General features: G+C 52.4%; 10 protein-coding genes, 2 tRNA genes and 1 riboswitch. Of the genes, 3 read left to right on the top strand and 9 right to left on the bottom strand.

Features of this window, described 5'->3' with window-relative positions; genetic code table 11:
- Positions 1–46: 46 nt before the first annotated feature.
- Positions 47–1360, bottom strand: coding sequence for a chloride channel protein (locus ROJ03_RS09945; protein WP_313726890.1), 1314 nt, complete (start codon positions 1358–1360; stop codon positions 47–49).
- 266 nt (positions 1361–1626) lie between these two features.
- Here ROJ03_RS09945 and ROJ03_RS09940 point away from each other — a divergent pair, with 266 nt between their 5' ends.
- A complete protein-coding gene (locus ROJ03_RS09940; RefSeq protein ID WP_313726889.1) occupies positions 1627–3342 on the top strand; it encodes a chloride channel protein in 1716 nt (571 codons plus the stop codon).
- A gap of 20 nt (positions 3343–3362) precedes the next feature.
- A complete protein-coding gene (gene araD / locus ROJ03_RS09935) occupies positions 3363–4058 on the top strand; it encodes an L-ribulose-5-phosphate 4-epimerase (RefSeq protein WP_313726888.1) in 696 nt (231 codons plus the stop codon).
- Between the two features lie 105 nt (positions 4059–4163).
- Here the strand turns inward: araD and ROJ03_RS09930 are convergent, their stop codons facing one another.
- The 3 genes from ROJ03_RS09930 to ROJ03_RS09920 are packed head-to-tail and all read right to left on the bottom strand — an operon-like array spanning position 4164 to position 7584.
- Positions 4164–5069, bottom strand: a complete 906-nt coding sequence (locus ROJ03_RS09930) for a hypothetical protein (protein WP_313726887.1) — start codon at positions 5067–5069, stop codon at positions 4164–4166.
- A 16-nt stretch (positions 5070–5085) separates the two neighbouring features.
- A complete protein-coding gene (locus ROJ03_RS09925; RefSeq protein ID WP_313726886.1) occupies positions 5086–6456 on the bottom strand; it encodes an aldehyde dehydrogenase in 1371 nt (456 codons plus the stop codon).
- A gap of 60 nt (positions 6457–6516) precedes the next feature.
- Positions 6517–7584, bottom strand: a complete 1068-nt coding sequence (locus ROJ03_RS09920) for a M20/M25/M40 family metallo-hydrolase (RefSeq protein WP_313726885.1) — start codon at positions 7582–7584, stop codon at positions 6517–6519.
- Between the two features lie 90 nt (positions 7585–7674).
- A riboswitch (Fluoride riboswitch) is annotated at positions 7675–7764 on the top strand.
- A gap of 33 nt (positions 7765–7797) precedes the next feature.
- On the opposite strand from ROJ03_RS09920, the gene ROJ03_RS09915 reads away from it, so the two are divergent.
- Positions 7798–9009, top strand: coding sequence for a cation:proton antiporter (locus tag ROJ03_RS09915; protein WP_313726884.1), 1212 nt, complete (start codon positions 7798–7800; stop codon positions 9007–9009).
- A 240-nt stretch (positions 9010–9249) separates the two neighbouring features.
- Here ROJ03_RS09915 and ROJ03_RS09910 read toward each other — a convergent pair.
- From ROJ03_RS09910 to ROJ03_RS09890, 5 genes are all read right to left on the bottom strand, one after another.
- Positions 9250–9321 (bottom strand) — tRNA-Glu (locus ROJ03_RS09910).
- 31 nt (positions 9322–9352) lie between these two features.
- A tRNA-Lys gene (locus ROJ03_RS09905) sits at positions 9353–9425 on the bottom strand.
- A 78-nt stretch (positions 9426–9503) separates the two neighbouring features.
- Entirely contained in the window at positions 9504–10880 is a 1377-nt protein-coding gene (locus tag ROJ03_RS09900; RefSeq protein WP_313726883.1) for an ATP-binding protein, read from the bottom strand.
- 24 nt (positions 10881–10904) lie between these two features.
- Entirely contained in the window at positions 10905–12251 is a 1347-nt protein-coding gene (locus ROJ03_RS09895; protein WP_313726882.1) for an MATE family efflux transporter, read from the bottom strand.
- Positions 12241–12429: hypothetical protein (locus tag ROJ03_RS09890; RefSeq protein ID WP_313726881.1), on the bottom strand; the 189-nt coding region annotated here is incomplete at its 5' end. The genes ROJ03_RS09895 and ROJ03_RS09890, both read right to left, overlap by 11 nt.

The following is a 12429-nucleotide window of genomic DNA, read 5'->3' as shown; positions in this document are numbered from 1 at the left end:
ATTTAGAGGTTTCTTCTTTTTTGGTCAAGCGGGAATTGGCTTTTTCTCAGACCCAGTCAACCCCTTCGGGCAGTATCTGCTTTTCGTAGATCCCCAGTTTTCCAGAAGCCCCATAGGATAGGCTGGCCACCAGGAAAAGGGAGAGGGGATTGGCATAGCCGAACAGCTCAAGGCCTAGGACAAAACAGGCCAAGGGCAGCTTTGTGGAACCGCTGAGCATCCCAATGGCACCAAACATGGCCATTGCGGAGACGGGGATGGTCGTAAACGTAGCAAGAAGGGAGCCACTGGTGGCTCCGATCACCAGCAGGGGAATGACCTCTCCCCCAACAAACCCACTTGCCAAGGTGAGGGCCGTGAGCAGGAGTTTCAAAAAAGGTGCGGCCAGGGAGGTTTCTCCCAATTGGGCCTGGATGATGAGGTCGATGGACAGCCCGTTGTAGGTGAAGGCCCCAGTAACCCAATAGATGAGAAGGCTGGCGACCAACAGGCATAGACTTGCTATGGCAACCCTAAGCAGGGGACTCTTCTTGATGTTGGAAAAAAGTTGCTTGGTCCAGTTGACCACAAGGCAGAAGATACGACTGAACAGGCCAAATACGATTGCCATGCAGCTTAAGGTCAAGATGGTCTGTAGGTCCAGGGGAAAGGCCTCCACCGCGAGGGGGTGGAATACATGCACATCCAGTGCCTGGGTAATCAAGCAAGCTGACAGGGAAGAGACAAGGCAGGGTAGGAGTGCATCGGTACGGTTCTCTCTGGGGCTTGAAAACTGCATGCCAAAGAGGGTGCCTGCCACAGGGGCATTGAAGAGGGCCCCAAAGGCTGCCCCTGCACCACTTATGAGCCATATGCCCTGTTGCTTCAGATCGAGCGAAGGGTTTTTCCTGGAAAAAAGAAAATGTTCCAAGCGTCCGAGGTTGCTTCCTAGCGAAGCCCCTATCTGGACACCAACCCCCTCCTTGCCACCGGAGGCCCCCACCAGATGGGTTATGAAGGTGTTCAAAAACAGAAGAGGTGCCATCTTGGTGGATATTTTGCTGTAGTTGGATTGGGCGTCTTGCTTGAAACCAATGGCCGAGGGGTGTGCTATGTCGATGATTCCCAAATTGATCATCTGGATGACCTGGTTACCTGCATCCTTGAGATAGGGGCCGATCTTTGTATAGAGGAATGTGGTGAGGGCTGCGCCTACAGGTATGAAGAAAAGAAGGAATTGGTGCTTTTCCCTGATCGCCGTTGCCCCTTCAACTGCGAGGGTGAGAGCGCTGATAACCGCCCCGACAATCAGGCCAAGAAGGAGGGAGCGCAAAAGCCAGAGAAACGTATGGGATTGGTTTTTTCGCAATAATGGGCTCATTGCTGCATGATACGTTTTTTTCCTCCTTTGGTACAGAATTTTTTGGAGATTGTTGCAAGAGAAAAGGTTACCATTCTAGGAAAAATTGAAGAATTTGAGGAATTTCCGCCTTTTCATGGACATTTGTTCAATATGTTTTTACAATGGTGGTTCGTCAAGAACATAATCCCTGCAAATGACCTTTGTTTTTTACAGGGTAAACCAAGGGGAAGGCTATCATGGACGTCCGCTCACAACACAGTGATTTTCAAACGTACACAAACATCTTGAACAAGGAAAACCAACAGGTATGGAGGACCATGTACCTGAGTTTCCTCTGCGTTTTTGTAGGAGTGGTTGCGGCCTTTGGCTCTATTGGATTCCGATATCTTATTGATTTCTTTCACAACCTTCTGTTTATGGGGACCTTCTCCTTCAAGCACAACCTATCCAACTCGCGTTGGGGAAACCTGGTTATCCTGGTACCAGCCATAGGACTTGCCCTTGCCAATTACATTACGCAGAAATGGGCTCCGGAAGCAAAGGGCCATGGGGTCCCTGAGGTGATGGTTGCAGTCTCTGAGAACAAGGGGAGGATTCGGCCGATAGTCGCTCTGGTAAAGACCTTTGCCTCTGCCCTTACCATCGGTAGCGGTGGCTCAGTCGGAAAGGAGGGGCCGATTGTCCAGATAGGATCCTCGTTCGGCTCCACCTTGGGCCAGGTCTTCAAGCTTTCCCCAAGAGAGACCATCATTTTGGTAGGTGCAGGAGCTGCCGGAGGGATCAGCGCAACCTTCAACGCCCCCATCGGCGGGGTGATGTTTGCCCTCGAGCTGATCCTCCCCGAATATAGCATCATGACCATCATGCCCCTGGTTGTCTCCTCAACCGTCTCAACCTATATTTCCTCGCTTATCCTGGGGACAGGGGCGGCTTTCATCATCCCCGAGTATATGATGGTCTCCTCCTATGAACTGTTGATCTATGCCCTGTTGGGCTTGTTTGCAGGTCTGCTCTCAGTACTCTTTATTATGAGCGTATACTCTGTAGAGGACTTTATTGCAAAGATCCACATCCCCTCGGTTTTCAAAGCCTTGGCCGGGGGCCTTCTTGTGGGGCTTATCGGACTTTTCTGCCTCAAGGCCTTTGGTTCCTATTATGTCTACGGTGTCGGATATGAGTTTTTAAATTCAATCCTGGCAAACAAGGAACACTCCCTTGTGTTGATGCTCTCCCTTATCGTCCTGAAGATTTTTGCCAACAGCCTTACCCTAGGGTCTGGAGGTTCTGGCGGCATTTTCGCCCCATCCCTGTTTTTGGGTGCTGCCTTGGGTGGTGTTTTGGGCATGGTTGCAAATTTGGTATTCCCAGGGGATGTAGGACCCATTGCGGCCTATGCGATCGTGGGGATGGGTGCCATGGTCTCAGGAGTGACAGGTGGGGTGCTCACCTCCATCATCATGATCTTTGAGATGACCCGCAACTATCAGATAATGCTTCCGCTTATGTTGGCAGTGGTAATCTCCCATTTTGTGGCCAAGCTGTTGTACAAGGAGACCATGTACACGAAGAAACTGACCAGAAGAGGGATAAACATCCAGTTCGACAAGAGGATCTCTACCTTCAAGACAATTACGGTCGGTGAGATAATGCAGAAACATATAGTTGGCTGTCTTCCTACCTCCACTGTGAAGGATGTGCTTGCTCTCATGCATGAACATCAGTTGGGTGTCCTTCCTGTCATCGATGGCTCAGAGGTACTGGGTACCATAAGCTACAAGGAGCTGTACAAGGCGAAAGCTAAGGATAATGACCCCATCACGGCCATGATAATCCACAAACCCATGACCATTCCCACCACCTCGAACCTCTATGATGCCTTGGAGCTCCTGCAGGAGATCAAGGGGGATATTCTCATCGTTATGGACAAGGGAGCGGTCGCCGGGCTTGTCACAGTGAAAAGACTGATCTACAGTTCGATGGACAAGAGACGCTTGTCATAGAAAGCACAAGGAGATCTGCCATGTTGGAAAATCTGAAACGCGAGGTCTATGAAGCAAATCTTCAGCTTCCCTCCTACAAGCTGGTGACCTTCACCTGGGGAAACGTATCTGCTGTCGATAGGGAGAGCGGGATGATGGTCATCAAGCCATCCGGCGTCACCTATGAGGTGATGAAACCTGAGGACATGGTTGTCATCAGCCTGGCGACGGGCGAACGGGTAGAGGGTTCCTACAAGCCATCATCGGACACACCGACCCACCTTCATCTCTATCGGAGCTTTCCGGAGATTGGTGGCATCGTGCATACCCATAGCCGTTGGGCAACGATCTTCTCCCAGGCCGGGAGGGGTATCCCTGCCTTGGGAACGACCCATGGGGACTACTTCTATGGGGAGATTCCCTGCACCCGGATGATGCATGACGATGAGATAGCAGGCTCCTATGAGCTTGAGACGGGCAAGGTCATTGTCGAGCGCTTTGCCTCCCTGGACCCTGGTGCCGTCCCTGCGGTCCTGGTGCACAGCCATGGTCCGTTTACCTGGGGATGCGATGCCCGTGAAGCGGTGCACAATGCGGTTGTCCTGGAGGAGGTTGCCATGATGGCCTGGCATACCCTGATGCTGAACAACCAGACGATGGAGAGCATGCAGCAGACCTTGCTGGACAAGCACTTTCTCAGAAAACATGGGAAAAATGCCTATTACGGCCAGAACTGAACACTTGCAGGATCTTGTCATACCTGATACTACCAAGGCAAAAAAACAACAGGATGGTCTAGGCAACGAGCCCCGGCCATCCTGTACCCAATGGTTTTTAGGGCATCAGGTCCACTTGGTATAGAGCTCCTCGATCTCAGCCATGTCCTTGGCATCGCTTGGCTGCAGAGTCCTGAAGACCTTGTATTTTGCCTTCACATAGGAGAGCACCATCAGTGCCTCCTGGCGGTCACTCATCTGTACAAGCTGTACGGATGAGTAGAATGGGGTAACCTTTCCCTCATCCTTGCCTTCGTAGTAGCGGTACTGCTCGAGGGGTGTCGCCGCCTTCTTCCAATCCCCATCCATTTTCTTGAACTCCTTGGCGCGTTTTGCTGCATTCCAGTTGCGGCTGTAGAGCTCCTCGGCAAACTTCTTGTAGTGTCCTGGGTTCAGGATGTTCGAGGGTATTGTCTCCATGGCCTTTCTCATGTAGCTGACCGCCCAATCCTTGTTCCCAAAGGAGATGATCCCACCAGGGAGTTCATCGTAGAGGCTGGAGAGCACATACCAGGTCTCCGTGGAGTCCATGGTCTTGAACTCATTGACCACCTTGGTAAGGTCTTCCAACATCCCTTTGGCCTTGCCCAATGCATTCAGCGGGCCCTTTGTCTGTCCCCAACGTCCGTTGTTGGACGATTTCCAGAGGTAGGCCATTGCATTGGGGTATGCTTCGATGGAGGCCAGGGCGTAGGCTTCACCCTTTTCGTACTCCCGGTACCTGCCATCCTTGTCATCCACAGCCAGCTCGTCGCCGATGGAGACTTGCAGGCGGGCCAGGCGCCACAATACCTCAGACTGTTCCTGGGCTGTTGAGGCCAGGTCTTTTTGCGCCAGAAGTTCACTCTGGCAGAGGGCATATTGCTCTTGGTCAAAGAGCAGGTCCGCTTTTTGGAAGTTCGCAGATGCTGCCAGCGTGGTGAGGCTACACAATACCAGGGAGACGGTGAGCAGTAGGGTTGTTCGTTTCATACAAGGCTCCTTTACCTTATTTCATAAAGCGTTTGAGAAGGGAGAATTTCCCCTTGAAGGGGGCATAGCGTAACGGAATATCCAGGAAATTGTATTTCTTGAGAATGCTCTTGGTGTGACTGAAGGTCTTGAATCCATTCTGTGCATGGTAGGAACCCATCCCGCTGTTCCCGATCCCTCCGAAGGGAAGGTGCGGATTGGAAAGATGGAGGACGGTGTCGTTGATGCAACCCCCTCCATACAGCAGGTTCTGCACCACGCGTTTCTCATGCTCCTTGTTGTTGCCGAAATAGTAGAGGGCAAGCGGATGTTCCCGCTCCTCGATAAAGGAAAAGGCCTCCTCAAACGAGTTGAAGGCGATGATGGGAAGCAGGGGGCCGAATATTTCGTCGGTCATCAACGGCTTGTCCAGCAGTGGGTTGGTCAGGATGGTTGGGGCTATCCTCAAGAGCTTGGGGTCGATCTGCCCCCCATAGCTGAGGGTTCCCTGTTGCAGCAGCTCTATCAGGCGGCTGAAGTGCTTTTGGTTGATGATGGTGGGATATTCTCCGTTGTTCAGCGGGTCGGTCCCATACATGGCTTGAATGGCCACCTTCAGTTCCTCGATGAACCGGTCGTGTAGATCCCGTTTTACCAGGATGTAGTCAGGGGCTATGCAGGTCTGCCCTGCGTTGAGGAATTTTCCCCAGGCAACCCGTTTGGCTGCAAGCTTCAGGTTTGATCCCTCATCGATGATGGTGGGGCTCTTGCCTCCGAGTTCCAGGGTGACAGGGGTGAGGAATTGGGAAGCCTTCTGCATGACAACCTTACCTACCGTCGGGCTTCCTGTAAAGAAGATATGGTCGAAACGGTAGTTTAACAGGGCTGTGTTCATCTCGCTGCCACCCTCAAAGGTAGCGACATATTCAGAGGGAAATGCCTTTGCCAAAAGTTCCACGATGATGTGGGATGTGTTGCTGCTATACCTTGAAGGCTTTACGACTGCACAGTTTCCCGCTGCGATGGCAGCAACCAGAGGGGCGATGGCCAGTTGGAACGGGTAGTTCCAGGGGCTCATGATCAACACAACCCCAAGTGGCTGGGTGACGGTATAGGAGCGGGAAGGGAAGGAGAGGATGGTGGAGCGAACCCGTTTGGGCCTGCTCCACGACTCCAGATGCTTCAGATGCTGGTCAATCTCAGAATAGACTACCCCTATTTCGGTGGCATAGCCTTCGAATTCCGATTTTCCCAAATCGTCGTACAAGGCCTTGAGGATGGCCTTTTCATGTTCAGCTATGCTTGATCTGAGCACTTTCAGCTGTTTTTTCCTCCAGGAAATATCCCGGGTTGTCCCTTGTTGGAAAAAGGTACGCATTTCCGTCAGGCAAAGCTGGATTTCTTTCATGAAAAACCTCCCCGATTTTTACCTAGTATGACATTGTGGAGCTCTCTTGTCAAAAATAAACTAAAAACCTGCTATCGTCTCTGCATCCAATGCCTTGATGATCGCAACGCCAAGCTTAACAGCATTTTCCACATCGGAGAGGCTGCTGATTCCCCAGTGGGTATGGGCATACCTGACAGGTATTCCGATGACGATGGTGGGAATGCCTCTTTGGGCGATGTGGATCTGCGAAGCGTTGGTGCTGCCTCCCGAGCGAACCGCTTCCTGTACAGGGATGTTGCACTGTTTTGCCACATCAAGGGCAAAGCGCTGGAACCTTGGATTGATGATTGTCTTGCTGTCGATGTGCCGCAGCATTGGTCCCTTGCCGACCGCAGTCTGCCTCTGGTAGGCAGGAAGGAAGGTGTCGTCTGCCGGGACCCCCTCAAAACAGATGGCAAGGTCAGCATCGATGGTCCTTGAGGTGATGATGGCACCTCTGCATCCTACCTCCTCCTGGCTGGCAAAACCTGCAATAAGGTCGACGGAAAGTTCTTCCTTCTGCAGGGCCTCAAGGGTATCGAGGATGGAGGTGCATCCAAGCCTGCAATCGAAGGCTTTTCCCCATAGCAGGCCACTCTGTTCGTTATAGGAACAGGTAGCTTCAGGCACCACAGGGGCAGCAACGCCGATCTTGTAGGTGTTCACACTCTCTGCATAGCTGAAAGAGCCGATGTCTATGATCATGGAGGTAATCTCTGGGGCTGCATTTCTCTCTGCTTCGCTCATATAGTGCGGGGGCTTGCTTCCTACCAGGCCCTGCACATAGTGGCCGTCCATGTTCCTGACCCGTACCCGATGGGCGGGGATGTTGCTGTTTACCCACCCCCCGATGGGGATGAACTCCAGCATTCCGTCGTCGCGGATACATTTTACCATGAATCCAACCTCGTCGGTATGGGCATCGAGTTGGATGACAGGGCGCCCTCCCTTGTTGTTTGCAAAGGCAAGATAGAGGTTCCTCATGCTGTCCTCGGTGAAGGTCCCTAGGTTTGGGGCCTCTTCCCTGATCGCTGTCAGGACCTCGTCCTCAAAACCCGATATGCCATTGGCATCACATATGCGTTTGATTCTGGAAATATTGCTCATTTCTATGACTCCTTACTCCTCTGTATTATCCACACAAACCTACGCTTGTACAGGTGGCTGATATTGACCGGCCATGATCAGATGTCTAGAATATGGCCAGGCGATGGGGTTCGCCATCTATGCCTCGGACGAGGCATAAGAACCGCTCGTTTCGGCGATGCTGATAACTCCTGATGAAAAGGATAGGCATGTCCTGTCGGAAGGAGTTTTTTTATGGCATTGAGTCTTGCTCTCATTATCCTGCTCTGCCTTTTGGTAGAGTGGGCCTTCTCAAAGTTGGGCCTTCCCGGCCTCCTTGGCATGATTGTGGTCGGGGCCCTTCTCGGACCCTCGGTTCTGAACCTCCTGGACCCGTCGATTTTGCTCGTCGGCTCTGATTTGCGCCTGATGGCGCTCATTGTCATCCTGCTCAGGTCAGGCTTCAAGCTTTCCAAGAAGAGCCTGAACCTTGTGGGCAAGAATGCACTTTTGCTGGGGTTTCTCCCTGCGACCTTCGAGGCTTCAGTCATCTTTGCCCTTGGGCCGATGTTCCTGCCTATATCCCGAATGGAAGCGGCCATTATGGGGTGTGTATTGGCCGCAGTATCACCTGCAGTCGTTGTTCCCTACATGATCAAGTTCATCGAAGAGGGGAGGGGTACAAAGAAAAGTATCCCCACCATGGTGTTGGCAGGCTCGAGCCTGGATGATGTTACCGTCATCGTTGCCTACAGTGTGCTCATCGGTATGTATAGCGGCGGGAAGGTAAACATTGCTTGGAAATTGGCAGGGATTCCCCTCTCCATTCTCAGCGGGATCCTCGTAGGCATAGTCTTTGGCCTTATTCTGGTCGGGCTGTTCGAGCGCTTCGATCCCCGGGCCACCAAAAGGACGCTTGTAGTCCTCTCCTTGGCAATACTTCTGGTAGATTTTGGCAATTTTCTGGGGACGTTCGGCATACCGTATGCTCCCTTGATCTCGGTGATGACCATCGGCTTTGTCATTCTGGAGAAACGGGAGAGGATGGCCCATGAGATATCCTCAAAATTGGCAAAGATCTGGGTGTTTGCACAGATCCTCCTCTTTTCCCTGGTAGGGTCCCAGGTAAACTTCAGGGCTGCCTTGGATGCCGGCCTGAAAGGGGTTGCCCTGATCTTCATCGCCCTCATAGGCCGATCGGTTGGCACCTACCTCTGTACCTTTGGTGCAGGGCTGACCCAAAAGGAGCGGCTCTTTGTCGTGCTCTCCTACATTCCCAAGGCAACGGTACAGGCTGCCATCGGGGCAGCCCCTCTTGCTGTGATGGCAGCCCACGGGATGGATACACGCCCTGGGGAGATCATCCTTGCCATGGCTGTCATGAGCATCGTCCTGACTGCACCTTTGGGAGCTTGGGTCATCAGTTGGGCAGGTAAGGCCTTGCTGGTCCAGGAAAAGAGTAGTTAGGCTGTTCATGGGTGAGCTGCAATCCAAAAGCTTGTGGGTGTGGGTACAAGTCAGAAAGATTGCAGCCCGGAAGAAGGGTAATTTGCAGGATCGATACCTAGCCTGATTGGGAGATATGGTGCTTCGGTTATCCGACCCTGTACCTATTGTGTAGTACACATATTGCCATCTGTCAAGATTTCGGCTTGCCCATAAGAAAAAAAAAGGAGCTATCGTATAGACGACAGCTCCAAAACAGTACATCTCCTAGGGGAATTGAACCCCTGTTGACGGGATGAAAACCCGTTGTCCTAACCACTAGACGAAGGAGACATAGATCGCATGTTACGTGTAACAGGCACTTTGAGCCGCACAGGATTCGGACCTGTGACCCACGCCTTAAAAGGGCGTTGCTCTACCAACTGAGCTAGCGGCCCCTGCAACGTATTGGACTATAGCAGGAAGCAAGAACTGGTGTCAACTACTTGCAGGAAATATTTCATTCGCATTTTTTGTCACCTCCAATGCCTGTCAATTCCATATGTCTTATATGATAATGCTTCCGACATATCCTCTTTGTCAACTACCTCCCTATTGCTAAAATGAGCGATTATCGTTGCTATCTTGCATACCGATATGCTGCAGCGCATGCTTAAGCTCTTACCCTGCTTGCAGGTGTCCAGTAGGGGTAGAAGCTTGAGATATTTCTGTTGGTCGGTTTGTCGCTGTTTCAACCACACTTTCCTTATGTTTGCACAGATGTCCTGCTCTTCCTGGACTAGAGGAAGTGTCATGAGGTTTTCCGGCAGGATTGGCAGGCATATGTCAAATCGGTCCAACAGGGCAGACCCTATCCTGGACCAATGCCTCTGTCTCTGTTTTTCGCTACAGGTGCACAGCGCCTCTTCCCTGCCCATGTTTCCACAAGGGCATCCATTCATTGCAGAGGCAAGGATGAAGCGCCCAGGATACGATCCACAATTCCGCTTTTCAAGGAAGAACGTGATCGCCTTGAGCGTACTCTCCTTTTGTCTGTTCAGTTCGTCGACCAACAGGATACCTCCATGGGCAAGATTGAGCAGGGAGGGCTCTGAGCCGAACAGCTGCTTCTCTGCCATGGTTGGCAGGACCTCAATTACCGGGCGAGAGGTGGGAAGCGTGCCTCTGATTCTCGCTATCTCTTCCTTTTCCTCCTCGGTAAGGGGAGGCATGAGGCTCGCCAAGGTGTGAAGCAGTAGCGTCTTTCCCCCTCCAGGGGGGCCATAGAGAAGGATATTGAGGCCCCCTGCCGCAACTATTTGCAACGCTCTTTTTGCCTTTTCCAAACCCAGGATCTCTGCAAAAGGGTGGCTGGGAGGGGAAGGCGGGGTCTGTGCCGATGCTGGAACATCCTGTTCACCGCCATGGTTGAGCAGGAACCTCCTGCATTGGCGAAGAGCCTGCTCAAGATCTGCACAGTGACGGATCACTAGGGCCCTGTAGGTATACGGGCGGGCAGCAGTCGGAGCAATGAGAAGCCTGCAGTGGTGGGTGTAAGCCAATTCAGGTATGGCAAGCAACGTTGGCATGGGTGCTATGGTCCCGTCAAGGTTGAGCTTTCCTGCGATCATGATGTCTGGGCATCCAGAGGGAAGGAGCCTGTCCCTGGAGAGCCGTAGGGCAAGGATGATTGCCAGCTCAAGGGATTCCAGGTTTGATTTGGGGGGGACCTGGACGATTCCTGTGGGCTCTGGCACCCCCAAGGCGGTAGAGATCGATGCTGCCTTCTGTCTGAACTCCCTCTGTTGTGTCTGGGACAATCCCAGGAGGGTCAGGCCCCTAGCCGATGTAGTCACCTGGATTCTTATGGCCAGGCCCTCATAGCCATGGCTTTGGTATGCATAGATGTTCATACCAAGGAAGTGGCTATAGGTCCCCTATCGCTTCACCTCTACCAGGTGTCGGAAATTCTTCATCTGGATCCTGTGCGCGAAGAGAAGCAGGATGGAGGCTGCAACCCAGGCAACCGGGCTTGCCAGGCAGACGCCCGCATATCCCAAAAAACGGGGTAGGATGAGGGCTACGAGGACCCTGAACACCAGTTCCTGTATGCTGGAAAGCATGGGGATGAGGCCTGAGCCCAGGCCCTGGCTGGTGCTTCGGAGAACGAAGATGAAGCCCAATGGGATAAAGAAAGGGGCGATGATGTTCAGATAGAGCTGCACCTCCTTGATTACCGGACCTTGGCTCCCGTCAACGAACAGCCTGGCAAGATCCCCGCCAAGGAAGAATACGAGGGCAAATGCGATGGCACTGAAGAGGACGACCAAAAGCGAAGCACTCCTGATCCCCTGGCTTACCCGGTCGAGTTTTCCTGAACCGAGGTTTTGGGCAGCATAGGTGGTCATTGCTACCCCCAGCGTCGGCAGCGGAAGGGTCACCAGCTGTTCGATGCGCACGCCTACCGAAAAGGCTGCTACGGTATTGCTGCCCATCTTGTTGATGGTTGCCTGCACAAACATTACCCCGATCGCGCATACCGAGAATTGCAGTGCACTGGGCAGGCCTATCCGTAGCAGGTTTCCTATTATGTGCCAGTCGAGTGCCCAGTCCGATCTCTTCAGGTGGAGCGAAGGGTACCTTCTTACTATATAGATGAGGCACAGCAGTGCCGAAAGGCTCTGGCTGACTACCGTAGCCAAGGCAACGCCCCGCACACCCAGGTCAAGGACAAGCACTGCCAACAGGTCCCCCGCTATGTTGAGGGCCGATGCGATCAAGAGGAAATAGAGGGGAGACCTGCTGTCCCCAAGGGCACGAAGGAACGATGCAAGCAGATTGTAGTAGATAGTTGCAACTATGCCTATGAAAAGGATGGTCAGATAGGAATTTGCATCTTCAATGATGTCATAGGGTGTATTGAGGAGTCTGAGCATGGGTTTGCACAACCAGACGGCAAGGCCCGATATGACGATCGAGATGGCTCCGGCGGTAAGTACACTCATCGCGACCGCCTTCTTCATGCTCGCTTCATCCTTGGCCCCGAACTTTTGGCTTATGATGACCGAAAAGCCGACCGTAAGGCCTACAACGAAACCAAGGACCAAAAAGGTTGCCCCTCCTGTAGAACCTACCGCCGCTAGGGATTGGACACCAAGAAATCTTCCCACAATGATGGTATCGACCATGCTGTAGAATTGTTGGAATAGGTTTCCCCCTAGGATGGGAAGCATAAAGAGAAGGATGAGTCTAGTGGGATTCCCTTTGCTCATATCATGTTCCATATAGAATCTCCTGAAGAGGAGAGTAGCGAACTGGCCCATCTTGGGCAAGAGGAGTTGCTCTTTTGGATATTTCTCCATATTTCTGGTGAAACCCTCTAGACACAAGTGTGCTATCCGGGTAGTATCCCATCTTGTTCGGCGAGCGGATCCGGTTTGAAAGTGAGAAGGAAAGGGCCAG

Source organism: Sphaerochaeta sp. PS (genome assembly GCF_032144095.1).
In the GTDB taxonomy this organism is placed as follows: Bacteria; Spirochaetota; Spirochaetia; order Sphaerochaetales; family Sphaerochaetaceae; genus Sphaerochaeta.
The sequence above is the reverse complement of the archived record's forward strand: the minus strand, read 5'-3'. Positions and strand labels throughout refer to the sequence as shown.

Excerpts from the sequence above, each read along its gene's own strand:
- ROJ03_RS09900 (WP_313726883.1), bottom strand. The coding sequence starts at position 10,880 with ATGAACATCTATGCATACCAAAGCCATGGCTATGAGGGCCTGGCCATA.
- ROJ03_RS09920 (WP_313726885.1), bottom strand. The coding sequence starts at position 7,584 with ATGAGCAATATTTCCAGAATCAAACGCATATGTGATGCCAATGGCATA.
- ROJ03_RS09930 (WP_313726887.1), bottom strand. The coding sequence starts at position 5,069 with ATGAAACGAACAACCCTACTGCTCACCGTCTCCCTGGTATTGTGTAGC.
- ROJ03_RS09895 (WP_313726882.1), bottom strand. The coding sequence starts at position 12,251 with ATGGAACATGATATGAGCAAAGGGAATCCCACTAGACTCATCCTTCTC.
- araD (WP_313726888.1), top strand. The coding sequence starts at position 3,363 with ATGTTGGAAAATCTGAAACGCGAGGTCTATGAAGCAAATCTTCAGCTT.
- ROJ03_RS09945 (WP_313726890.1), bottom strand. The coding sequence starts at position 1,360 with ATGAGCCCATTATTGCGAAAAAACCAATCCCATACGTTTCTCTGGCTT.
- ROJ03_RS09925 (WP_313726886.1), bottom strand. The coding sequence starts at position 6,456 with ATGAAAGAAATCCAGCTTTGCCTGACGGAAATGCGTACCTTTTTCCAA.
- ROJ03_RS09915 (WP_313726884.1), top strand. The coding sequence starts at position 7,798 with ATGGCATTGAGTCTTGCTCTCATTATCCTGCTCTGCCTTTTGGTAGAG.